The sequence below is a fragment of the Pedobacter sp. ASV12 genome (assembly GCF_016429155.1).
GTDB lineage: Bacteria > Bacteroidota > Bacteroidia > Sphingobacteriales > Sphingobacteriaceae > Pedobacter.
Genome location: NZ_JAELUC010000003.1, coordinates 100,930 through 124,553, shown reverse-complemented (window position 1 = coordinate 124,553; position 23,624 = coordinate 100,930). Strand labels below are relative to the sequence as shown.

The window sequence follows — 23,624 nt, the reverse complement described above, 5'->3', positions numbered from 1 at the left end:
CCTAAATTTTTTATGTGGATAACTATTTTTTAACCCCAATTTAATACTCTCCGAACACACTTCTGAGGCTATCGGCAATTTCGCCCAAAGTGGCGTATTCCTCTACTGCAGCCAAGATATAAGGCATCAAATTCCGTTCCGTTTTTGCCGCTTCCTTCAAATTTTCCAAACTAATTTTCACCGCATCGTTATTACGCTCGGCCTTGAGCTTGTTGAGCTTCTCGGTTTGTATGGTCCTGATCGATTCGTCGATGTTGAGCACCTCGGTTAAGGCCTCGGTTTCCTGGGTAAATTTGTTCACCCCCACAATGATCCGCTCGGCACTTTCAATCTCCTTTTGGTACTGGTAGGCCGAGTTGGCAATCTCTTGTTGGATGTAGCCATTTTCGATGGCATTGACCGAACCGCCCATGGCATCGATCTTATCGATATAGGCCAAAGCTGCCGCCTCGATTTCATCGGTCAGGCTTTCTACAAAATAAGAGCCCGCCAAAGGATCAACCGTATCGGTAATGCCACTCTCGAAAGCAATAACCTGCTGAGTGCGCAAGGCGATTTTGGCCGCGGCTTCGGTAGGAAGCGAAAGCGCCTCGTCGTAGCCATTGGTGTGTAGCGATTGTGTACCGCCCAACACGGCGGCCATAGCCTGGTTGGCTACCCGCACCACATTGTTTAGCGGTTGTTGTGCCGTTAAGGTAGATCCCCCGGTTTGCGTATGGAAACGCAGCATCATGGCCTTCTCGTCTGTTGCGCCCAAGGCCTTGGTGATGTGCGCCCACATGCGGCGTGCCGCACGGAACTTGGCAATTTCTTCAAAGAAATTGTTATGGCAATTAAAGAAGAACGACAAACGCTTGGCAAATACATTAATATCCAAGCCTTTTTCTAAAGCGGCATTTAAATAGGCTTTACCATTGGCCAAGGTAAAGGCAAGCTCCTGCACTGCCGTAGAACCGGCTTCGCGGATGTGGTAGCCTGAAATAGAAATGGTATTCCATTTGGGCACTTCCTTGCTGCAGTATTCAAAAATATCGGTAATGATGCGCATGGAAGGCTTAGGCGGATAGATATAAGTTCCCCTAGCGGCATATTCCTTTAAAATATCGTTTTGGATGGTTCCCGAAATTTCCTTCAAGTTCGCTCCCTGCTTTTTGGCCAAGGCAATGTACATGGCCAATAAAATCGAAGCCGTAGCATTGATGGTCATGGAAGTGGTAATTTGCTGCAACTCGATGCCATCAAAAAGGATTTCCATATCCTTCAGCGAATCGATGGCCACGCCTACCTTTCCTACTTCGCCTTCGGCCATTTCATGATCCGAATCATAACCGATCTGCGTAGGCAAATCGAAAGCTACCGACAACCCCATGGTGCCTTGCGCCAACAGGTAGTGGTATCTTTTGTTCGATTCTTCGGCGGTAGAGAAACCCGCATATTGCCTCATGGTCCATAAACGCCCCCGGTACATGTCTTTTTGGATGCCCCTGGTAAAAGGGAACTTTCCAGGCATTTCATCCGAAGGCTTGGCAACAGTATATATATCTTTGATTTCAATACCAGAAGTGGTGGTGAACTTTTTCTCCGTCATAATTAATCTATTTGGTTATACTATAATATATAGGTGGCCTATGGCCATGCCACTAAAACAGGATATGGATATCTTGTTTGAGCAAATCTATGGTTAGCTGGTAGGGGTTTTGTTCGATGCTGCTCATGTGTAGCAGTATTTTGCGACTCAAATCTATACCGCTGGCCTCTGGTGGTAATCCTTCTACGGTGTTGTTGATCATGGCAATGGTATCGTCCTTGAGCTTTCGCACCACGTCCCAGCTTGCTGCACTGATATACAGTTGCTGGGTAATGTTGTGCTGGTATTCGGCATTTACCTCGTTAATGATCAGGGCCTGCAAGGCCGAAAGCGCTATGCCCGACTGGTGTAAACGAACCAGCAGGTTTGCAGGGTTAATGCGCTCGATAAAAATAATTACCCGCTCATAGGCCTGCAAGCGCAAGGGCAATAACGTGGCGCGCTCCTCTTTTTGGCGCTCCAGCGATTTGAACCTGAAGTAATGCTGGATATCTCCCTTGACCAAAAGATAAGCTACTGTTACGGCAATAATGCCTCCCAGACCCATGATGGCCGCTTGGGTTAAAAAATGCGCAATGTTCATTTTATTTGTTTATAAACCGTAATATTAATAAGTGCGACGGACAAAAATGTGCATTTATATTTATATTTGTTGAGTAATTTATTTTTTTCAATGGTTGGAACAGTTGCTAACCTAATTGCCATCCAAAACAATTGGGCCAAACTGGGCTGCTAATTTTAAATTTTATGAGTAACGTAGAAACTGCTTTTGCGCCTGTATCTTTTACTGAAACCGCAACAAAGGAAATCAAAAAGCTGAAAGACCAACAAGAGATTACCGAAGATTTTGGTTTGCGCGTTGGTGTGGAAGGCGGCGGTTGCTCTGGAATGAGCTATGTTTTGGGCTTTGACCAAAAGAAAGAAGGCGATCAGGAATTTGAGATCGACGGCATCAAAATATTCATGCATAAGGCACACCAAATGTACCTTTTGGGCATGCAAATAGACTGGCAAGACGGATTAAATGCAAGGGGCTTTACCTTTAATAACCCGAATGCCACCAGCTCATGCGGTTGCGGCACGAGTTTCTCGGTTTAACACATGATTGTTTGTAACATTTTAACAGGTCTCGTTGTCTTAACAGCGGGACTTTTTATTTTTATCCTCAACCGAATTTTATCTCCATCTGATGACTTATACTGAAAACGTAAGGCTTGCACTACAATCCATTAAAAGCAATAGGCTGCGCACCCTGCTTACCGCATTGATTATTGCTATTGGCTTGTCGGCCCTGGTTGGCATCTTAACCACTATCGATGCGATCAAAAAAAGCATGACCGAAGCATTTTCGAGTATGGGCGCCAATTCTTTTAACATCAGGAACCGGGGCACCGGCATCCGTATTGGCGGTTCGGGCAAACGTCCGAAACCATTCAAGTCTATCCGCTACGAAGATGCCATTGCGTTTAAGGAGCGATTGAACACGCCTGCCAAAGTAGCCATTAGCGTATATGCTACTTTCGGTTCTACCGTAAAATACGAACAGGAAAAAACCAACCCCAACACCAACATCCAGGGGATTGACGAAAACGGATTGGGCTCTTTAGGCCTAGAACTTTCGCAAGGGCGGAATTTTAATGCGGCCGAAGCACTGAGCAACAACAACATTTGCATTATCGGCAACGAAATCGCAAAGATTTTGTTCAAAGGCCAGCCTGCTATCGACAAGATTATCATGGCGGGCAACAACCGCTTAAGGGTAATTGGGGTATTGGCACCAAAGGGTTCGAGCATGGGACCCAGCAGCGACCGGGCCGTATACATTCCCTTGTTCAAGGCCAAGCTCATCAATGCCAACAGTAATCCTTCTTATACCATCACCGTAATGGTGCCCAACAATGATTTGATGGACAACATTATTGGCGAGGCTACCGCAGAATTCAGGAATATCAGAAAGGTAAAAATAAGCGAACCCAACAATTTTGAAATCACCAAAAGCGATGCTGTTGCCCAAACGCTGTTCGAAAACCTCAAGTATGTGGTTATTGGTGGCGTGGCCATCGGCGCCATTACCTTATTGGGCGCCTCTATCGCCCTGATGAATATTATGCTGGTTTCGGTTACCGAAAGAACCCGCGAAATCGGGGTAAGAAAAGCCATCGGTGCCAACCCTGCCGTAATTCGCAAGCAGTTTTTGATTGAAGCCGTCGTAATTTGCCTGATCGGTGGTGCATTTGGTATTTTGCTGGGTATCGGCATCGGCAATATTATTTCGAGCATGATGGGCGGTTCGTTTATCGTACCGTGGTCGTCTATCGGTGGAGGCTTTGTAATCTGCGTATTCGTGGGAATCGTTTCAGGTTACTACCCTGCCAAAAAAGCTTCGAAACTGGATCCGGTTGAGGCTTTGAGGTACGAGTAGGCTTGTGAAAAGTCTGAAATCCGAGGTCCGAAGTTGATAGTCAATGGCTGATGGCCAATGGTCTATTGTCATAGCAGCGTGCCCTTAACAATCTAATGACCAATGAACTCATAAACCTTATTAAAGCAAAAGGTTGTTGAGTTGTGGTTGCGAGAGGATATTTTGTAGGCGCTCTACGTATAAGCTTTCTTTCAAGGCATCTGCATGGCGCAAATGGTGCATATCGCTACCCAAAAAATCAATACAGTAATTATCCACCAGCTCATCGGCGGCCTGTTTGCAGCCTTTGCCGTAATAACCCGTAAGCGAAATGGTATTCAACTGCAGCATACAGCCCGTATCCCTGATCTGCTCGTAGCTTTCTAAAGAATTCTGATAATAAGGGTAACGCTCTGGATGCGCCAAAACAGGCTGATAGCCTGCATCCTGCATTTTGGCTATGGCTTCGAACAAATTATGTGGCGGATTAACAAACGAGAGCTCAAAAAGCAGGAAGTTTTGGCCAAAGGTCAGTACGTTTTTCTTGGCGATCTTGTTTTCGAATGTTTCGTCCAAATAATACTCGGCAGCCGCCTCTACTGCTAAATCGATTTCGTTTTGCTGCAGGCCTTCTCTCAGGATATCCAATCCTTTTTGGATGGTTTCGGGAGTATTGCGGTAATAATCGGCCATGATGTGAGGTGTGGCTACCAACTTTTTAAAGCCCAGGGCCTTGAAGCGTTTGGCCAGCGCCAAAGAATCGTTGATGTTTTTTGCGCCATCATCAATACCCGGAATAATATGCGAGTGCATATCCGTTCCGATAGCGGAAAAGTTAAACTCAGGCTCCTTTTTCTTTTTAAACAACCCGAACAAGCTTACCTCCCTTTGTATTGGTTAGCATAATAGGCCTGATAATGGCCCGAAGTTACGTTATTGAGCCATTCTTCGTTATCCAAGTACCAGTCTACGGTTTTTTCCAGGCCTTCTTCAAACTGCAGGCTGGGCACCCAACCCAGCTCCTTTTGCAGCTTGGTCGAATCGATGGCGTAGCGAAGGTCGTGCCCCGCCCTATCGGTTACAAAAGTAATGAGCTTGGCCGATTCGCCTGCCTCACGCCCCAGTTTGCGGTCCATAATCCGGCACAGCAAGTGGATCAGGTCTATGTTTTTCCATTCGTTGTGCCCACCGATATTGTAGGTTTCTCCGCTTTTGGCTTGGTGAAAAATAACATCGATGGCACGGGCATGGTCTTCTACCCAAAGCCAGTCGCGCACATTCTCACCTTTGCCGTAAACAGGCACAGCCCGGTTGTTTTTGATGTTATTAATAGCCAAGGGAATTAATTTCTCCGGAAAGTGGTGCGAGCCGTAATTATTAGAGCAATTGGAAATCACCACATCAAGACCATAGGTATCGTGATAGGCCCTAACAAAGTGATCTGAACTTGCCTTCGAAGCCGAGTATGGGCTATGCGGATCGTAAGCCGTACTTTCGGTAAACATTCCCGTTTCGCCCAGCGCACCGTAAACCTCGTCGGTACTTACATGATAAAAGCGTTTGGCTACATAATTATCTTTCCAATATTCTCTGGCCGCGTTCAACAGGTTAACCGTACCGATTACATTGGTCATTACAAAAGCCAAGGGATTGGTAATGGAACGATCTACATGAGATTCGGCCGCCAAATGGATTACCGCATCAAAGTCTTCGGTTTTGAACAACTGGTTAATATCAACCGCGTTGGTAATGTCCATCTTGACAAAGCGGTAATTGCTTTTATCTTCCAGATCGGCCAGGTTGGCCAAGTTACCGGCATAAGTCAAAGCATCGAGGTTTACAATTTCGTACTGCGGATAGTTGTTTACCATCCTGCGTACCACATGCGAGCCAATAAAACCCGCACCACCTGTAATTAATATCTTCTTCATAACTTATACTTGTTCGGGCAGGTCCAGTTGCTTGGCAACTGTTGCCATGTTTCCTTGGTATATCTTGGTTAATATCTTGTTCATTTCATCCCTCAAGTCGTACTGGAGGTCTTCGTGCAAGCCTTTAAACTTCCGGATCGTCATCAGCACATACTTTACAAAGTAATTGGCTAAGACCTGCTCGTGGTTCCTGTACGACGAAAAAAGGCCGGTTTTAAAACCTAGTTCCGTATGGTTAACCAAAAACAGCCTGAGTTCTACTTCTTCATAATTGGCCTTGGTTACCTTGTAATTATGGTTCAACTGCTTGGCCAATTTACGCAATTGGGTCAGTACCTCTTTCGCATTTAGGTTTTTTAACGTTTTAAGGCCCTGCATTACTGTAACAATATTCTCCTTTAAGGCTGATACACGTTGCTTTAGGTCTTCTTCGTTTTCTAAAAGCACGAAATGAAGACGCTCGGTAAGCACCTTGTCTTTTCCCACCAAGCGAAGCAAAAGCTTATCTTTTTCTTTTGGCGGCAATGCCAAAATTTCTTGTTTAAGTTCCTTATGCTCGCTTAATTTCATTTAAAAGGGATTTGCTTTCAAATATTCCTCCCAAGCCCAGGCCGAGCTCATCATTTCTTCTACACCAAGTTCGGCTTTCCAGCCCAGTACCTTATTAGACAAGCTCACATCGCCAAAGGTTTTTTCAATATCGCCTTCCCTGCGCGCACCAATTACATAATTCAGTTTTACACCAGTCGATTTTTCGAAGGCATGGATGACTTCCAATACCGATGAGCCTTTGCCTGTGCCTACGTTAAAAACTTCGTAGTTGGCGCCATCGCCGTCTTCCAGTCTTTTGATGGCCGCCACGTGTGCTTTGGCCAAATCAACCACATGGATGTAATCTCTGATGGCCGAACCATCTGGCGTATGATAATCGTTGCCGAAAACGGTAATCGGACCACGTTTGCCAATGGCTGATTGGGTAATAAACGGCACTAGGTTTTGTGGCACGCCAATAGGCAATTCGCCAATCAGCGCCGATGCATGTGCACCTACCGGATTAAAGTAACGCAGGGCGATTACTTTCAACGACGGCGTTACGGCACAGGTTTCGGCCAAAATTTCTTCGGCAATCTGCTTGGTGTTGCCATAAGGCGACTCGGCTTTCTTTACCGGTGCGCTTTCGGTTACCGGCAATACATCCGGTTGTCCGTAAACGGTACACGACGACGAAAACACCAATTTAATGTTGTTTTGGTAAGCCGTTAGGATATTAATGAGCGAATAAAAATTGTTTCTGTAGTATTTAAGGGGCTGCTGCACCGATTCGCCAACTGCCTTGAAAGCTGCAAAATGGATAACGCCATTAATGTCTTGGTGCGCCTGCGCAAAGGCATGTACACCCTGCTCGTCGGTGAGGTCCAATTTGACAAACTCTGGCTTCTTGCCCGAGATTTTTTCGATCTGGTCTAAAATTTTCGGGTTCGAATTAGACAGGTCGTCTACTATGACAACATCGTAGCCTGCATTAAAAAGTTCAACTACGGTATGCGAGCCAATGTAGCCTGCTCCTCCTGTTACTAAAATCTTTTTCATTGTTTTTCGGGTAGGGTATATGATTTATTGTTTGTTATAGGTATTAAAGTCTTTATGCTCTTTGTTCACCAAAGCTTCTTTGGGCAACGATTTGAAGTACTCGTAGGTAATCTTCAGGCCTTCGGCTCTTGATACCTTCGGTTCCCAGCCCAACAGTTCCTTGGCTTTTGTAATATCCGGACGGCGTTGTTTGGGATCGTCAACCGGAAGGTCTTTGCAGACTATTTTCTGGTCGGTTCCTGTGAGCTTGATGATCTCTTCGGCAAAATCCATCATGGTAATCTCGTCGGGGTTGCCGATGTTTACCGGCAGCGCATAATCGCTGAACAGCAGGCGATAGATGCCTTCGATTAGATCGTCTACATAACAGAACGAACGCGTCTGGCTGCCATCGCCAAATACGGTCAGGTCTTCGCCCCTCAGCGCCTGCCCAATGAAAGCAGGCAATACGCGCCCGTCGTTCAGTCGCATGCGTGGCCCGTAGGTGTTGAAGATGCGCACAATGCGGGTTTCCAGCCCGTGGAAGGTATGGTAGGCCATGGTCATGGCTTCCTGAAAGCGCTTGGCCTCGTCGTAAACGCCACGCGGGCCTACCGGATTTACATTGCCCCAGTATTCTTCGGGCTGTGGGTTGACCGTTGGATCGCCGTATACCTCCGAAGTAGAGGCAATGAGTAACCTGGCCTGTTTTGACTTGGCTAAACCCAACAGGTTATGGATGCCCAGCGAGCCCACTTTGAGGGTCTGGATCGGAATTTTCAGGTAGTCTATCGGACTGGCCGGCGAAGCAAAGTGCAGGATATAGTCGAGGTTGCCCGGTACGTGCACAAACTTAGACACGTCGTGGTGGTAGAATTCGAAATTCTCCAGCTTAAACAGGTGCTCGATGTTACGCAAGTCGCCGGTAATGAGGTTATCCATGGCAATGACATGGAAATCTTCCCTGATGAAGCGGTCGCACAAGTGTGAGCCTAAAAATCCGGCTGCCCCGGTAATCAATACTCTTTTCCGTTCCATTATACGATCAGTTTGCGTCCAACGCTGTTGTAATAATAACCGAGGTCTACCATTTTCTGCAGGTCGAACAGGTTCCTGCCGTCGAAGATGGTTTTATTGGCTAGGAGGCCTTCCATTTTTTCGAAATCCGGGTTGCGGAACACCGACCATTCGGTAGCGATCAGCAAGGCGTCTGCCCCTTGCAAAGCCTCGTACTGGTTGTTGGCATAGTCGATTTTATTGCCTAGCAAGGCTTTTACATTATCCATCGCTTCCGGATCGAATGCGGTAACCTTGGCACCACGGATCAACAGCTCGTCGATAATGTACAAAGCAGGCGCCTCCCTGATGTCGTCGGTTTCTGGCTTGAAGGCCAATCCCCACAAAGCAAAGGATTTGCCTTTGATGTCGCCGTTATAGTATTTGAGTAGTTTGTCTACCAATATCGTTTTTTGCTTCTCGTTTACCTGCATTACCGCTTTCAGCAACTGGAAATTATAGCTGTTGCTTTCGGCGGCTATCGCCAGCGCCTGCACGTCTTTAGGAAAGCAGCTGCCTCCGTAGCCGATGCCCGGAAAAAGGAAACGCTTGCCTATACGGTCGTCGGAGCCGATGCCCCTGCGCACCGCGTCAACATCAGCACCCACAATTTCGCACAGGTTGGCGATTTCGTTCATGAAGGTAATCTTAGTGGCCAGGAACGAGTTGGCGGCATATTTGGTCAGTTCCGAAGAACGTTCGTCCATAAAGAAGATCGGGTTGCCCTGGCGCACATAGGGTGCGTAGAGCTCAGCCATCAGTTTCTGTGCCTTTTCGCTGCGTGTGCCAATCACTACACGGTCTGGTTTCATGAAATCGTCGACCGCAACGCCTTCGCGGAGAAACTCCGGATTGGAAACTACATCGATTTCCACCTGGGTGTTCTCGTTAAAAACGGCCTGTACCTTGTCGGCCGTACCCACTGGCACAGTAGACTTGTTGATGATCACCTTGTACTCGGTTACCAGCTTCGAAATATCCTTAGCAGCCCCCAAGATGTACGAAAGGTCGGCCGCGCCGTCTCCGCCCGGAGGGGTTGGCAGGGCCATGAAGATGAGTTGCGATTCCTTGACCGCGTGGGCAAGATCGGTAGTGAACGACAAGCGTCCCTGCTCGATGTTGCGGTGGAACAGCACGTCGAGGCCGGGTTCGTAGATCGGCACTTTGCCATTCTTCATCTGCTCTACCTTAGCCTTGTCAATATCTACACAGATGACATTATTGCCCGTTTCTGCCAGGCAGGTTCCGGTAACCAAGCCTACGTATCCTGTTCCAATTACTGCGATCTTCATATATTAATTGAAGGTTTTAAATTTAATCGTTTATCTTCGGACGAAGATAAGAATTTAAGATGCAAAATGCTTTGGATTTATAATATTGGGATTGTCATTTATGGGCTTTTGGTAAGATTGGCATCGCTGTTCAATGCGAAAGCCGCACTCTTTGTTGCGGGAAGAAAAAACAGCTTCGAAAAAATGGCACAAAAAATAAATCCAGCCGACAGACCGATATGGTATCATTTTGCTTCGTTGGGCGAATTTGAACAGGGACGGCCGGTACTTGAAAAGCTGAAATCGCAATATCCGAACGTTAAAGTTGTGGTTACTTTTTTTTCGCCTTCGGGCTATGAGATCAGAAAAAACTATCTTTTGGCCGACGGTATTTTCTACCTGCCTTTAGACACGCCAAGCCACGCCCAAAAATTTGTGGCATTGGTTAATCCACGATTGGCTATTTTTACCAAGTACGAGTTCTGGTACCACTATTTCAAAACCCTGCATCAGCAACAAATTCCAATTTACCTCATTTCGGGAATTTTTAGGCCAAATCAGCTCTTTTTCAAGCCCTATGGTGGCTTTTACCGAAAAATGCTTGGCTTTGTCAAACATTTCTTTGTCCAAAATGAGGAAAGCGTTCAACTCCTGCATGGAATCGGCATTAACAGGGTAAGCCTGAGTGGGGATACGCGTTTCGACCGAGTTTTTGAAAATGCGCTAAGGCCAAAGCAGCTTCCTGAAATAGAGGCTTTTTGTGGCCAAGAACCTGTTTTGGTGGCAGGCAGTACATGGCCAGCCGACGAGAAGCTATTGGTGGCACTGGCCAATCAAAACCCAGACTGGAAATTCATCATTGCACCGCATGAAATCGGTGCTTCGCATATTTCCGAAATCGAATTGTTGTTCCCAAACGCGGTTAAGTTTTCAGTCCTCGGTTCTCCGTTGGCCCAAAGCTCCAATCTAAAATCTAAAATCTTAATTATTGACAACATCGGCATGCTTTCTTCGCTTTACCAATATGGCAAATTAGCCTACATCGGTGGTGGCTTTGGTGCAGGCATTCACAATACTTTGGAAGCCGTTGCTTTTGGTTTACCTGTTATTTTTGGCCCCAAATACGACAAGTTTCAGGAGGCCAAAGATCTAATAGCCATCGGCGTAGCCCAAAGCATTGGCAATGAAAACGAATTGCTCCATGCTTTTAACAGCTTAAAAAGCGAGGAGGAACTTAAACACAGAGCCAAAACCTACATCGAAAACAAAAAGGGGGCTACCGACATGATTATCGGTTACATCAAAGAAGAAATGAAGTTGTAATTTTTAGCTTTTGGCCAGGGCAACCAGGGCTTCTACAAATTTAGGATGGTCGTTCAGGCTTTCAACCAACTGTACATGTTCGCCTCCCAGTTCCCTAAATTCCTCATGGTACTCCACCGTGATTTCGTAAAGGGTTTCCAGGCAATCAGCCACAAAAGCGGGGCTAAACACCAACAAACGCTTTTTGCCCTCCTGAGCCAACCTTTTCAATACATCGGTGGTATAAGGCTGTACCCAAGGCTCTTTGCCCAAGCGAGATTGGAAACAAACGGTATAATTTGCTTTGGCTATGCCCAACTCTTGGGCCAACAACCTTGCCGTATCATGGCTCTGGGCCGAATAGCAAAATTTATTGGTATCGTTTAAAGTTTGGCAACAAGCTTCATGTTTTAGGCAATAGCTTCCAGTATGGTCGCATTTAAGCAGTTGACGCTCTGGCAGGCCATGAAAACTGAACAAAACATGATCATAGGTTTCGGGACGATGTTTCCTGGCATTTTCGGCAAAAACCTCTATCATCAACTGGTTATCGTGAAAAGAATTGACAAAGCTGATGTTCGGTATAGTAGCCCATTTGCCTACCAGTTCCATGACCAGCTGCATAACCGAGCCGGTACTTGCAGAGGCATACTGCGGAAACAAGGGAATTACCTTGATGCTTTCGACCAAGCCTGCCTTTAATTTGGCTAAGGCAGCTTCGATAGATGGGTTTTGATAGCGCATGGCCAGCTCTACCTGGTAGCCATCGCCCAATTGCTCTTGCAGCATGGCGGCCTGTATCCTGCTGTAGTACAACAAAGGCGAGCCTTTCTCGTTCCAGATTTCCTTATAAAGCTTGGAGGTTTTAGGGCTACGGAATGGCACGATAATGCCTTTAACCAATAGGGTACGGTTAAATTTGGGAATGTCGATTACCCTGCCATCCATTAAAAACTGATCTAGATATTTCTTTACGTCTTTTACTTCCGGACTATCTGGCGTACCCAAATTGACTAATAAAACTCCCTTTTTTCCCATAATTATAGTTCAAAGATTACCCCTATTGTTGGCAATATATTACCACTGGTGTTGGTTAATAATTTTGTTCTGAAACGTGTTGGATCTCCCAAGGCATCTTGCGGATTACCATTGGCATCTCGGTCTAGCACCAGCTGCGCCTGGGTTTCGTATTTGTTATAAGTTAAATTCTGAATGTCCAAATATACGTTAAGGTTAAATTTCTTAAAAGGGTACTTTTTATCCACCCTTACATCGAGCTGATAAAAACCTTTTAAACGACTGTCATTCAACCTATCGTAATCGGGAATTCCCTGCGGGAAAACCGAATAATTACTTTTTAATGATGAATAGGCTATATCATAAGGCGTATAAGGCGCCCCGCCACTTAACCGCAGCTTAGCACCGATTTCCCAGTTCCGAGGCAAAAGCTTTCCGGCCGTCATGCTCAAAATGTAGCGGTTGTTCCAGCTCGACTGCACATATTCTCCATTCTTATCTTCGAATTCGCTCCTGAAAAGAGTAAGCGCCAAAATACCATAAAATCCCCGGTTTAAGCGCTGTTGGGCAAAAAACTCCAAGCCATAGCTTCTGCCTTCGGTGGTCCCCATTACAGGCTTATTGCCCACTACGCCAAAATCTGCACCCAAATTAGCCAGGGGAACAACATCATTAAATACCTTAACCATTGGATAATTGCCGTAGTGCTTGTAAAACCCCTCAACCGTAAACTTGGTGTTTTTGAGGGTGTTGTATTCAAATCCTGCCACCAGTTGCGACGACCTGATATAGTCGATATTGGCATTGGCCAATACGCCACCAGTCTGTTCCCTAAAGCCCAGCACGGTATAAGCAGGCAGTTGATAGTAGATGCCCGTATTGAAGTTGAAGCTTATTTTTTCGCTAAAGTTATACGATGCCGAAAAACGTGGAGAAAGCGTTTTTAGCGGATTCCCCATTTCACTATTAAAACTATTTCCATCTAGTCTTAATCCAAACGAAAGGTTTAACTTATTGTCCAGATAAGGTGCGCTCACTTGTGCAAAAGCGCCATATTTGATCAAGTCGATTTCTGAAGCATAGTTTTCGGTGCCTCCCGGCAAAACCTGCAGGCTATTGGTGGTATAATTGGCTGTTTCGATCCCTGCTCCAAAATTGATTTTGTAGCTGCCTTCTAGCGACGAATTTTCGAACCGTAGCTTGTTTTCGGTCTCGGTAGAACGATAATTCAAGGTCTGCAGTTTGTTTTCGTCATTATCTTGAAACTTATCGGCCCTATTGCTCAGGTAATTCCTGCTTAGCACAAAAGTTGAAAAGCCCTTTGAACGGTAATTTTTATAAACCGCGCCAATGGTGTAGTTTTCTTGCTTATTTTCGGGCAGATTGGCCAAGATATACTGATTGTTTTCCGTTTGCTTCGTATTAAAATTGAGCACTGATTTGTCTAATGCACCCAAACCCAATAGCGTTAATTCGTTCTTGGTATTGAAACGGCTTTTGAGCTTGAACTGGAAATCTTGGTAAGAGGGTAAAAAAGGAAGGCCCAGTACCTTAAAAAGGCCTTGCAAATAAGACAGGCGGTATGAAGCCATATAGCTTGTCTTTTCGCCGATTGGCCCCTCTCCCATCAGGGCAAAATCACTAGAGCCCAAAGTTAACGATGCCTCTGGCCTTACCTGACTGCCATCTTTTTGCTTGAATTCGAATACGGAACTTAACGCATTGCCTCTTGCGGCCGGAAATGCTCCTGAATAGAAATCGACCTCTTTGATAAAATCGACATTGATCAGCCCAACAGGACCGCCTGAGGAACCTTGGGTAGTAAAATGATTGATGTTCGGAATTTCGACCCCATCTAAATAAAAGCGATTCTCGTTTGGTGCACCTCCACGAATAATGATGTCATTGCGAAAACTGACCGGCGCCGAAACCCCAGGCAACGACTGGATTACTTTAGAAATATCACGGTTACCTCCAGGATTTCGCTTAATTTCGGTAGCTCCAATAGTCCTGAGCGACAAGGGGCTTTCTATAGGCTTGATAAATTTTGGCCTTTGGATAAGCACCTCATTCAGCTTGCTAACCTCGGCCTCCAAGGCAACATCCATGGTCATTGGCCTGGCATTGCTTACCAAAACATCAAATACCGCCTTCGATTGGTAACCTACAAGACTGAACTGAAGATTATAAACACCGGGCAACAGGCCATTGAGCGTATAATTACCTAAACTATCCGAGATAGCAACCTGCTGTTTGCCCTGTATGGCCACATTTACCCCCATTAAGGGCTGATTGCTAAAAACATCGGTTATTTTACCCTTTACCATAGCATTTTGGGCAAAAACATGAACAGAGGAAATCAGAAAAACAAAAAGTAGAAAGCGTTTCTTCAACATCATCTTAATTTAATCTTAATTAATTGTACTACGAAGAAAATGGTCGAACGGATTGACATAAACAAATTTCTTGATTTGCCTAGTAAGCCTCTAGTGTGGTTTTTACGTTTTCCATAAGCCACATCGGGGTTGAGGTAGCACCGCAGATGCCTACTTTATCGCTTGGAGAGAACCAGTTTTTGTCCAATTCTTCTACATTGGAGATAAAGTAAGAATTGTCATTGTGCTTTTTGCATACATCGTAGAGCACTTTGCCGTTCGACGATTTTTTACCTGATACAAAAACGATCTTGTCATAACCGGCCACAAAATCTTCCAGTTCTTCGTAACGATTAGAAACTTGGCGGCAAATGGTATCGTTGGCTTTTACTTCATAGCCCCTATGGAGCAACTCTTCCTTAATCTGGTAGAATTTATCGGTACTCTTGGTGGTTTGGCTGTACAAGGTAAACTTATTGGGCAGCTGCAGCGAGTCGAGTTCGGCCAGGTCTTGAAAAACAATGGCTTTGCCATCAGTCTGCCCCTGCAGGCCAATCACTTCGGCATGGCCATGCTTGCCAAAAATCAGGATCTGTTCTTTATCGTCGTGCGAGTTTTTAATCCGGTTCTGCAGTTTGAGTACCACCGGACAAGAAGCATCGATCAGCGTGAGGTTGTTATTGAGGGCCAACTCATAAGTTGAGGGGGCTTCGCCGTGCGCCCTGATGAGTACTTTTTCGTTAGAAAGCTGACGCAGCTGCTCGTGGTCGATAATGCGTAGCCCCTTAGCTTTTAAGCGTTCTACTTCTTCGTCGTTGTGTACAATATCGCCCAGGCAATAGAGGTAATCCTCATGGTCGAGGATATCTTCGGCCATATCAATGGCGTATACTACCCCAAAGCAGAAACCCGACGACTTGTCAATCGTAACGTTTAAATTGTACTCCATCCTGCGCTCTGTTATTTTTCACAAAAATACATAAAAAAGGTGAGGTTGAGTACAGCCTCTTTGGCCTTCGCGTCATCCCAAATTCAACTTTATCTAAAGGCTTAGTTGGCAACAAACCATCTTAGCTGAGGTAAACACGGTCTTCTTCGCCTTCTACATCCATTACCACGTCAACATGCTCCTTTAAAATGGTAGAAAGTTCCAATCCAACGAAATCTGTAGCAATCGGGAATATTTTATGGCTTCTATCTACCAATACCACCGTGCGGATTTTTTTGTGTGGGGTATTCAAAAACACACCCAAGCCATAGGCCAATGTTTTGCCGCTATTGAGCACATCATCAACCAAGATCACCACTTTGTTTTTCCATACGCTTTCGGGCAAGTCGGTTTTGGCCACCAGTTTGCTGCTTTGTTTTTCGAGGTCTACCCGCAACAAGATCAGGTTGAAGCTTGAGATTTCCTGCAGTACTTTTTGCAGGCGCAGGGCCAGTTTGTAGCCACGGTCCCAAATTCCAGCCAGCACCAGCTCCTTCTCTCCTAAATTGTCTTCCAAAATCTGATAGGCAATGCGATTGATCTTCTGCGCAATCTGCTGTTTATCTAGAATAAGTACCTGGTTTTCGGGCATAATGAAATTGTTTGATCTTGCCTACAAAAGAACAAATTAAACCTCAAAATCAAATACAAAAAATTATTTTTAGCAAATCCTGCAACGTTTTGGCAGGCATCGGCGTCTAATCATTACAAACCCTAAAGCAAAAAGAATCATGAAATTGACCAGTATCAGAAAAATCAGCCTCCTTTTAATAGCAACTTTTGGCTTTGGCCTTAGCTTGGCCTATGCCCAAGGCAACAGAAGCGTAAGCGTAAAAAGCTTTGACCAACTTACCGTAAGCAGCGGCATTGACATGTACCTGACCCAAGGTGGCACCGAAAGCCTTACCATCAAAGGCAACGACGATGTAATTAAGGATGTGGTGGTAGAACAAAACGGCAGCAGCGTAGTAATCAAATACAAAGAGGGCATCAACTGGAGCAGGCTGTTCAAAAACCAATCGATAAAGGTCTATGTGAACTACAAAAACATCAAAAGCCTTACCTCGAGCGGGGGTTCTGATGTATACACCCAAAATACCATGAAGGCCGACCAGCTGAACGTAAGAGCCAGTGGCGGTTCTGATGTAAAACTGACCCTAAACTGCAGAGACCTTACCCTGAGCATTAGTGGCGGCAGCGATGCCGACTTAAAAGGAACTGCCGAAAACATGCAGGCAAGTGCTTCTGGCGGTTCTGACATAGACGCTTTTGGATTTGTGGTAAACAATGCCAAAGTAAACGTAAGCGGCGGTTCTGATGCCAACATCTACGTAAACAAAGCGTTGGAAGCTGGTGCAAGCGGCGGCAGCGATATCCACTACAAAGGCAATGCCTCGCTCAAAAAAACCACTTCGTCAAAAAGCGGCGACATCAACCACGTGAATTAGTTTTAGTTTTTTTGTTTAAATAGCAAAGCCCATATCGCACATGCAATATGGGCTTTCTTTTTTGTAGGCCAAAGGCTAGTTTGCTGCTTTCGGATATGGATAGTACACAAAATTGGCGCCTTCGGGTACAATGACGAAAATGCACATGTAGTTTTCCGGCTTTTTGTAGCTTTTGAGGAAATGCTCTTTTTTATCGGGATGGATAATTCCTTTTTGAACAAATTCTTCCAAAGTTGAGGCCTGGATAGTCCATGCCGTATTGAGCTCCTCGCGGTTCAAAATCAGCTCGCCAATGCTTACTTCATGTTGGTGGGCAATAAAAATAGGATGGGAAGAAATACCTTCTACCATAATTTCAACGGCAACCTCCTTGATCGAATCGGCATAAAAAGCCAGATCTTTTTCCAGGCTTACCAAAGGGCTTTTGCGTTCTGGCGCCTGTTCCTTATTGCCATTTTGGCCTAAATTGCCTAATAATTCTTCTGATTCCATTTCTTAAAACTTGATTTCTTTTTTCAGGACGATAAATTTATCATCGGTTAGGCTATCGGTTAAAAGCGCATAGCCTTGACCGGTTTTGATTACTCTCTTTGCTAACGGATATTGGTCTGAACAAAAATACATGCTGCCTGTTTTAACCAGTTTCCAGCTGTTATGCTTTAACGAAAACAGGTTGACGGTTGACCAACAACTGCTGAACCATTCTGGCCTGAGCAGCAATTCGGGCTGTCCGTCGCCATCCAAATCGCCTAACCAAACAAGATGCGCGCCGACTGCCTTGTCGAATGACAGCATTGGCCAATTTTTAGGCGCAAAAAATACATTGATGAGGTAGCTTTTTTGCTTGTCGCCCATATCATCGTCAACCAGCTTGTTTCTGACCACAAAAGCCGTATCGGCAGGCGTTAGCAAAATGGTATCAACGCTTTGCTTCTTCCAATCGACTTTGGGTCTGGCAGGTACTTCGGCCACGCTTGGCTTTGTTACTGCGCCATCAGTTTTGACCTTGCCCCTACAGGCAACCAAAACCATCAAAGTCAACAAACAAATCCAAATATTTTTCATCTGTTTACCATTGCGACGGCCTTAACCAGCCGTGATGTTATTTTACTTCAGTTTGAGCAAAACCACGTTTTCTACGTGTTGTGTATGCGGAAACATATCAACGGGTTTTATCCGTACCACTTCGTACTTTTCTTTCAGTAGCGCCAAATCCCGTGCTTGCGTAGCGGCATTGCAGCTTACGTAAACGATCTTTTCGGCTTCCATTTCCAACAGGCGATCTACCACATCGGCATGCATACCGGCGCGCGGCGGATCGGTAATCACTACATCGGGCTTGCCATGACCGGCAATAAAATCGGCCGTTAGGATATCCTTCATATCGCCGGCATAGAAAAGCGTATTGTTGATACCGTTCAACTCGGCATTAAATTTGGCGTCTTCAATGGCCGTTGGCACGTACTCGATGCCTACTACCTGTTTTACGCTACCAGCCACAAAATTGGCAATGGTTCCGGCGCCAGTATATAAATCGTATACCAGTTCATCGCCCTTAAAACCTGCAAATTCTTTGGTGATTTTATACAATTCGTAGGCTTGCTCTGAATTGGTCTGATAAAAAGACTTGGCCCCGATCTTGAATTTCACCTTGTTGGCTTCCGACCCATCGAGCGACATCGCCTCGAAAATATGATCCCTGCCCGAATAAACAATAACTTCCTGATCAAAAATGGTATCGTTTCTTTTTTGGTTAACGATATAGAGGAGCGAGGTAATTTCGGGAAAAGCCGTCTTTACGTGCGCCATCAACCCGTCGATCTGCTCTTGGCTGGCATAGGCAAAAACCACCACCACCATCAGCTCGCCCGTTGAAGAGGTACGGATAATCAGGTTGCGGAGCGCGCCCTCGTGGTTGCGCAGGTCGTAAAAACTCAGGTCGTTTTGCAGCGCATATTCGCGAATGCGCAAGCGAAGACTGTTGCTCGGCTCTTTTTGCAGGTAGCAATGTTCGATATCCAGAATTTTATCGAAACGCAAAGGCACGTGAAAGCCCAAGGCATTCATTTCCTTATCATCGCGCTCTATCTGCATATCGCCGGCATTGAGCCAACGTTTATTAGAAAAAGTATATTCGAGTTTGTTGCGGTAGTACCTGTTTACGGCCGACCCCAGGATAGGTTCCATGGCGCTGGTATCTACCTTGGCCAGGCGTTGCAGCGCAGCTTCTACGTTCTTATGTTTGAAACGCAGCTGGGCTTCGTAGTCCATGTGTTGCCATTTACAACCTCCACAAGTACCAAAATGGCTACAGAAAGGGTCGGTACGCAGGTCGGAAGGTTTTTGGAGCTTTTCGATTACCGCTTCGGCAAAGTTTTTCTTTTTCTTCACCAAGCGAACATCTACCACGTCTCCAGGAACGGCTTTGTCTACAAAGATCACCAAATCATCGGCTTTGCCCACCCCCTTGCCTTCTTCGGCAATATCAATAATCTGCAACTCGGGAATTACAATCGGAGCGCTATTTCTTCTGTTTCTACTCATTGATGCAAATATACGAAAAGTCGCGTTGATAGTTTTGCTGGGCTAGAGGCTAAAGACTAAAGCTGAAAGACCAAAGAAGGCGGAAGATAGAAGGTATGAGGCAAAAGGTCAAATAAGACAGTCAAGTTAAGAGCTTTCCATCATTGGCGAACCTTGGGAAGGTTTTCTTTTTGCTGTTGAAACAGAAAATACAAAGCATAAAGTTCCATTCGGATTGACAAATCCGCACCAGGATAATTCAGCTGAACTTATTACTGTCCAAAAACTTTAAGGATTAATCCAAAAAAGCCTTCAACCAGGTTAAAGTTCATGTCGAATTGCTCGTCAACCATTACAGAAATTTCTAAAACTTCTTTACTCATCGCCTATTTTATTGCTATTTGAACAAAAATACAATATTTTGAACCAAAAACCAAAACGGTATATGTTAAATTTATGTAAAGGATTTCGATATCATGAAGCTGTTCTTATATTTGTTTATACACTAACCCACTTATGAATCTCAAAACGCTCTGGACCATCATTCTTAAAACATTGGGTGTCTATTTCCTGCTCCACTTGATTGCGGCAGCCAGCCAACTTGTAGCGGGCTTATTATCTCTTGCAAGTATGCCTGTTGATGCATCGACTATGGCCTACGTCTTAATGCCATTGATCATGTTCACCATTTACCTTTTCATTCCATTGGTTCTGATTTTTAAAAGCGCCTGGCTGATCGAAAAGCTAAAACTAACGCAAGGATTTGAACAAGAAAGAGTAGATGCCAATATTAACGGAGGCGCGGCCATCAATATCGCATTAATTGTTTTAGGCGGTTATGTTTTTATCGACTCGGCGCCGGTATTTTTGCAACAGACCTTTACTTATTTACAAAATGGAACCGATCTACCTAACAACACAGGGTCTGGCAGCATGCTCATACAACTGGCCAAAACAATTATAGGTGCATTCCTGGTTTTGAAGCACCAAGTTGTGGGCCAGTTTATCATTAAACAAAGCCAAGCCAACGATTAGACTCTAATTTTAAGAAACCTATTACGAATTACAACGCCGCCTTAACCAGATAAGGCAGGATTTCTTTTTGAAAGGTGACAAAGTTTTTGCGCACATCGGCATCGCTAACCGAGGTAAAGGCAAACGAGAAAACAATGCTTTTGCTCGCTTTGAGCAAAAAGGCCAAACCTCCCCTACGCGCCGGGTTTTTCTTGAAACTATCAAGCTCGAGGTAGGCCGATAGCAACAAAGCCTCCAATTGATCTGACAGGTGCTTCAAAAACTCTTGCGAGTTGGCGTTTTCGCGCACAAAATCCCAGCCGATAAACTCGTTGCAAACCGTAAAAGACAGGCGGCAGGTTTTCATGACCAAGGCTTTCAGGTGCTCTTCTTCGCTGGCAAACTGCACCTTGTTGCTTAAAATTTCGTGAAGGTTTACATCCAGGTAATCCATCAAAATGGCATCTAAAACCTGTTCTTTGCTATCAAAATACTTATAGATGGTAGCCTTGGCGATACGTGCTTTTTTGGCGATCTCGTTTACGCTGGTTTTATGGTAACCATATTTCCTAAACAGCTCTTTGGCTGCTTTGACAATGCTTTCTTTTATTTTTTCTGGTTCCATTAATTAGTCACCTGTAAGTTATTGCCTGCAATGGCAACATTATATCGTTTTAAAGATGTTTGAGCTGGCGCCTTTACCGGACTTCCATCGTACAAAGAGTACTTTGCTCCAGAAACAGGGTCGGTTACCGTAATCACAGGATCGTCTAAAACCACAGCGTTTTTCTTTTCTGGATTTACCGTACTGCAACGGTCGTAGGCCACGTAGGCATTATCTGGCCTACGGTAAATAACAATCCCCGCAACGCCGTAGCCATTTAAGGTTACTGCCCCACCGGGACTGCTCAACCTGCTAAGCCTCGGATCGGTTAACGGTGCGCTAAAATTTACGGGATAATCGGGTATGAAGTTATTTTCTTTGGCACAAGACGAAGCCATCAGCACCACAAACAATATCCCGATCAGTCTTTTCATCTTAGATCAATGCGCTTTTATATTGTTTAAGGAAACGCACGTCATTCTCGGAGAACAGACGCAGGTCCTTGATTTCGAATTTCAGGTTGGCGATACGCTCAATACCCATTCCGAAGGCAAAACCGCTGTATTTTTTGCTGTCGATGCCACAGTTCTCCAAAACATTCGGATCAACCATGCCACAGCCTAAAATCTCAACCCAGCCACTGTATTTGCACATTTGGCAACCTTCGCCCTTGCAAATGGTACAAGAAATATCCATCTCGGCCGATGGCTCGGTAAAAGGGAAATAAGATGGCCTGAAACGTACTTTGGTACCCTCGCCATAAAGCTCCTGTACAAAGTAGAAAAGGGTTTGTTTCAGATCGGCAAACGACACCTTCTCGTCTACGTACAAACCTTCTACCTGATGAAAGAAGCAGTGCGCTCTTGCCGAAATGGCTTCGTTGCGGTATACGCGGCCAGGCATCAACGCCCTGAAAGGTGGCTGTCCGGCTTCCATCATCCTTACCTGTACCGATGAGGTATGGGTACGCAAAGCGATATCGCCTTTTTCGCCGCCCTTTTTAATGAAGAAGGTATCCTGCATATCTCTTGCCGGGTGTTCTTCAGGAAAGTTCAAGGCCGAAAAGTTATGCCAATCGTCTTCAATTTCCGGTCCTTCGGCAACACTAAAGCCCAGTTTATTGAAAATTTCGATGATTTCTCTCCTAACCAAGGCCAAGGGATGACGGGCACCCACTTCGAAGCCTTCGCCAGGCAGCGTTAAGTCTAGTTGCACATGACCGGCCAAGCCCTGCTCACTTTCGACGGTTTCGTTTAGCGCTTGGTATTTGGCTTCTGTTAATTGCTTAAATTCGTTCAGTACTTTGCCCAAAACCCGCTTTTCTTCTGGAGAAACGGCTTTGAACTGGTCGAAGATATCTTTGATTATACCTTTGGTTCCCAAGAATTTAATGCGGAACTGCTCGAGTTCGTCGGCATTATGGGTATCAAATGCATTGACCTCTGCGGTGTACTGTGTAATTTGGTCTTGTAACATCTGCCAAATATACGGCATTTAATAGAAATATTTGGTGTTGCCCGGTTCAAAAATCATCTTGAATGCATTTATTACAAGAAAATGAACTAAGCGGCACCAAAACGCAGCCTCAAAAAATGCTAGTCCATGTTTTTATGGAGGAAGCTGCAGGTTTTGTCTAGCACCAGCACCCATTTTCCGGCTTGGTTAAAGGTATGGTTGGCTCCGGCAACAAACAGCAATTCGTTGGGCACCTTTAGCAAATTGAGCTGGGCACCAAATGCGCTGTAGGTGTTAAAATCCTGTTTGGGCAAACCTTCAATGTCGTTGTTTTCTGGAAAAACATTCAGTGTAGGAATTTTTCGATTGGCATTGGCAGTATAAAGTGGGCTGATGGCTTTGTAATAGGCTTCGTTGGCCACATTCACCTCGTAACCCGTGTAGCGATAGCCTGCTTCCAGCACATAAGGGGGCAATTGCTCCCAGTTGGGAAAATTGGTAAACAAAATATCTAATGCACCGGCCAAATTGGCGATGGCTTTTACCTTGCCGTTATTTTTCGCATCGTAGCCATAGAGCAACCCTAGCGTGGCTCCCGCACTGTGTCCAACCAAGGCGAGCCTATTGCCACTAACCACCCATTCTTTGGCATGCGCCAATGCATAATCGACTACGGCCCCTACATCGGCCACTTGGTCTTTTATTTTAATGGCACTTTCGCGGTGTACGGGTAAGGGCTGACTGAACAAGCCGGTGCCATCTACCAAACGATAATTGACATTGAGCACTGCAAAGCCGCTGCTGGCCAGATATTTGGCTTGGGCAGTAAATTCGTTCTTATCTCCACCGATAAAACTGCCTCCATGCAACAAAATAATAATACCGGTATTGGTGGTTCGGTTGGCCGGCAGGTAAACATCCAGCGTTTGCCAGGCATCGCTGCCATAGCTTACATTGAGCATCGTTTCAGCTTGGGCAGCTACCTGAAAAGAAGGCGGATCGCTCTTCTCGCATTGGGAAAAAAGCATGAGGCCAATCAGCCCCATGCCTATCATCATTAAACTTCTTTTCATTGAGCTAAA

At 45.3% G+C, this 23,624-nt stretch carries 25 protein-coding genes; 5 read left to right on the top strand and 20 right to left on the bottom strand.

The window, feature by feature from the left end; genetic code table 11:
* Positions 1–40 precede the first annotated feature (40 nt).
* Both JHD69_RS02295 and JHD69_RS02290 read right to left on the bottom strand, forming a co-directional pair.
* Positions 41–1,588: an acyl-CoA mutase large subunit family protein gene (locus JHD69_RS02295; RefSeq protein ID WP_199136937.1), complete on the bottom strand. Its 1,548-nt coding sequence runs from the start codon at positions 1,586–1,588 to the stop codon at positions 41–43.
* Between the two features lie 52 nt (positions 1,589–1,640).
* Positions 1,641–2,171, bottom strand: a complete 531-nt coding sequence (locus JHD69_RS02290; protein ID WP_199136935.1) for a DUF7935 family protein — start codon at positions 2,169–2,171, stop codon at positions 1,641–1,643.
* Between the two features lie 164 nt (positions 2,172–2,335).
* Between JHD69_RS02290 and JHD69_RS02285 the strand changes: the two genes are divergently transcribed.
* On the top strand, positions 2,336–2,686 hold the full coding sequence (locus tag JHD69_RS02285) for a HesB/IscA family protein (RefSeq protein WP_199136933.1): 351 nt from the start codon (positions 2,336–2,338) through the stop codon (positions 2,684–2,686).
* A 91-nt stretch (positions 2,687–2,777) separates the two neighbouring features.
* Positions 2,778–4,010 carry an ABC transporter permease gene (locus JHD69_RS02280; protein ID WP_199136931.1) on the top strand — a complete coding sequence of 411 codons (1,233 nt, stop codon included), beginning with the start codon at positions 2,778–2,780 and terminating at the stop codon, positions 4,008–4,010.
* Between the two features lie 120 nt (positions 4,011–4,130).
* On the opposite strand, the gene JHD69_RS02275 is transcribed toward JHD69_RS02280, so the two are convergent.
* The 6 genes from JHD69_RS02275 to JHD69_RS02250 are packed head-to-tail and all read right to left on the bottom strand — an operon-like array spanning position 4,131 to position 9,837.
* Entirely contained in the window at positions 4,131–4,856 is a 726-nt protein-coding gene (locus JHD69_RS02275; protein ID WP_233165632.1) for a tyrosine-protein phosphatase, read from the bottom strand.
* An 11-nt stretch (positions 4,857–4,867) separates the two neighbouring features.
* Positions 4,868–5,920: a dTDP-glucose 4,6-dehydratase gene (gene rfbB / locus JHD69_RS02270; RefSeq protein WP_199136927.1), complete on the bottom strand. Its 1,053-nt coding sequence runs from the start codon at positions 5,918–5,920 to the stop codon at positions 4,868–4,870.
* A 3-nt stretch (positions 5,921–5,923) separates the two neighbouring features.
* Positions 5,924–6,490: a hypothetical protein gene (locus JHD69_RS02265; RefSeq protein WP_199136925.1), complete on the bottom strand. Its 567-nt coding sequence runs from the start codon at positions 6,488–6,490 to the stop codon at positions 5,924–5,926.
* The gene (galE, locus tag JHD69_RS02260; protein WP_199136923.1) at positions 6,491–7,510 is read right to left on the bottom strand and encodes a UDP-glucose 4-epimerase GalE; all 1,020 of its coding nucleotides are present in this window, start codon (positions 7,508–7,510) and stop codon (positions 6,491–6,493) included.
* A 24-nt stretch (positions 7,511–7,534) separates the two neighbouring features.
* Positions 7,535–8,527: a UDP-glucuronic acid decarboxylase family protein gene (locus JHD69_RS02255; RefSeq protein WP_199136921.1), complete on the bottom strand. Its 993-nt coding sequence runs from the start codon at positions 8,525–8,527 to the stop codon at positions 7,535–7,537.
* Positions 8,527–9,837: a UDP-glucose dehydrogenase family protein gene (locus JHD69_RS02250; RefSeq protein ID WP_199136919.1), complete on the bottom strand. Its 1,311-nt coding sequence runs from the start codon at positions 9,835–9,837 to the stop codon at positions 8,527–8,529. The genes JHD69_RS02255 and JHD69_RS02250 overlap by 1 nt, the downstream gene beginning before the upstream one ends.
* A 66-nt stretch (positions 9,838–9,903) precedes the next feature.
* Here JHD69_RS02250 and JHD69_RS02245 point away from each other — a divergent pair, with 66 nt between their 5' ends.
* Positions 9,904–11,139 carry a 3-deoxy-D-manno-octulosonic acid transferase gene (locus JHD69_RS02245; protein ID WP_199136917.1) on the top strand — a complete coding sequence of 412 codons (1,236 nt, stop codon included), beginning with the start codon at positions 9,904–9,906 and terminating at the stop codon, positions 11,137–11,139.
* Between the two features lie 3 nt (positions 11,140–11,142).
* Here the strand turns inward: JHD69_RS02245 and hemH are convergent, their stop codons facing one another.
* From hemH to JHD69_RS02225, 4 genes are all read right to left on the bottom strand, one after another.
* A complete protein-coding gene (gene hemH / locus JHD69_RS02240) occupies positions 11,143–12,156 on the bottom strand; it encodes a ferrochelatase (RefSeq protein ID WP_199136915.1) in 1,014 nt (337 codons plus the stop codon).
* A 2-nt stretch (positions 12,157–12,158) separates the two neighbouring features.
* Entirely contained in the window at positions 12,159–14,462 is a 2,304-nt protein-coding gene (locus JHD69_RS02235) for a TonB-dependent receptor (protein ID WP_255530373.1), read from the bottom strand.
* Positions 14,463–14,610: 148 nt separating this feature from the next.
* Positions 14,611–15,459 (bottom strand): 4-hydroxy-3-methylbut-2-enyl diphosphate reductase, encoded by an 849-nt coding sequence (locus JHD69_RS02230; RefSeq protein WP_199136911.1) that lies wholly within the window; start codon positions 15,457–15,459, stop codon positions 14,611–14,613.
* 121 nt (positions 15,460–15,580) lie between these two features.
* Positions 15,581–16,090 (bottom strand): phosphoribosyltransferase family protein, encoded by a 510-nt coding sequence (locus JHD69_RS02225; RefSeq protein ID WP_199136909.1) that lies wholly within the window; start codon positions 16,088–16,090, stop codon positions 15,581–15,583.
* Positions 16,091–16,229: 139 nt separating this feature from the next.
* Between JHD69_RS02225 and JHD69_RS02220 the strand changes: the two genes are divergently transcribed.
* The gene (locus JHD69_RS02220) at positions 16,230–16,946 is read left to right on the top strand and encodes a head GIN domain-containing protein (RefSeq protein WP_199136907.1); all 717 of its coding nucleotides are present in this window, start codon (positions 16,230–16,232) and stop codon (positions 16,944–16,946) included.
* 75 nt (positions 16,947–17,021) lie between these two features.
* On the opposite strand, the gene JHD69_RS02215 is transcribed toward JHD69_RS02220, so the two are convergent.
* The 4 genes from JHD69_RS02215 to JHD69_RS02200 all read right to left on the bottom strand — a co-directional run bounded on the left by JHD69_RS02215 (position 17,022) and on the right by JHD69_RS02200 (position 19,852).
* A complete protein-coding gene (locus JHD69_RS02215; protein WP_199136905.1) occupies positions 17,022–17,438 on the bottom strand; it encodes a hypothetical protein in 417 nt (138 codons plus the stop codon).
* Positions 17,439–17,441: 3 nt separating this feature from the next.
* On the bottom strand, positions 17,442–18,011 hold the full coding sequence (locus JHD69_RS02210; protein WP_199136903.1) for a hypothetical protein: 570 nt from the start codon (positions 18,009–18,011) through the stop codon (positions 17,442–17,444).
* A 42-nt stretch (positions 18,012–18,053) separates the two neighbouring features.
* Positions 18,054–19,490 carry a 23S rRNA (uracil(1939)-C(5))-methyltransferase RlmD gene (gene rlmD / locus JHD69_RS02205; protein WP_199136901.1) on the bottom strand — a complete coding sequence of 479 codons (1,437 nt, stop codon included), beginning with the start codon at positions 19,488–19,490 and terminating at the stop codon, positions 18,054–18,056.
* 251 nt (positions 19,491–19,741) lie between these two features.
* On the bottom strand, positions 19,742–19,852 hold the full coding sequence (locus JHD69_RS02200) for a phenylalanyl-tRNA synthetase subunit alpha (RefSeq protein ID WP_199136899.1): 111 nt from the start codon (positions 19,850–19,852) through the stop codon (positions 19,742–19,744).
* Positions 19,853–19,985: 133 nt separating this feature from the next.
* Here JHD69_RS02200 and JHD69_RS02195 point away from each other — a divergent pair, with 133 nt between their 5' ends.
* Positions 19,986–20,504 (top strand): hypothetical protein, encoded by a 519-nt coding sequence (locus tag JHD69_RS02195; RefSeq protein WP_199136897.1) that lies wholly within the window; start codon positions 19,986–19,988, stop codon positions 20,502–20,504.
* 28 nt (positions 20,505–20,532) lie between these two features.
* Here JHD69_RS02195 and JHD69_RS02190 read toward each other — a convergent pair whose 3' ends face one another.
* The 4 genes from JHD69_RS02190 to JHD69_RS02175 all read right to left on the bottom strand — a co-directional run bounded on the left by JHD69_RS02190 (position 20,533) and on the right by JHD69_RS02175 (position 23,615).
* Complete coding sequence (locus tag JHD69_RS02190; RefSeq protein WP_199136895.1) at positions 20,533–21,108, bottom strand: TetR/AcrR family transcriptional regulator; 576 nt, start codon at positions 21,106–21,108, stop codon at positions 20,533–20,535.
* Positions 21,108–21,521, bottom strand: coding sequence for a Rieske (2Fe-2S) protein (locus tag JHD69_RS02185; protein WP_199136893.1), 414 nt, complete (start codon positions 21,519–21,521; stop codon positions 21,108–21,110). The genes JHD69_RS02190 and JHD69_RS02185 overlap by 1 nt, the downstream gene beginning before the upstream one ends.
* A 1-nt stretch (position 21,522) precedes the next feature.
* A complete protein-coding gene (pheS, locus tag JHD69_RS02180) occupies positions 21,523–22,563 on the bottom strand; it encodes a phenylalanine--tRNA ligase subunit alpha (RefSeq protein WP_199136891.1) in 1,041 nt (346 codons plus the stop codon).
* A 119-nt stretch (positions 22,564–22,682) separates the two neighbouring features.
* Entirely contained in the window at positions 22,683–23,615 is a 933-nt protein-coding gene (locus JHD69_RS02175; protein WP_199136889.1) for an alpha/beta hydrolase, read from the bottom strand.
* Between the last annotated feature and the right edge of the window lie 9 nt (positions 23,616–23,624).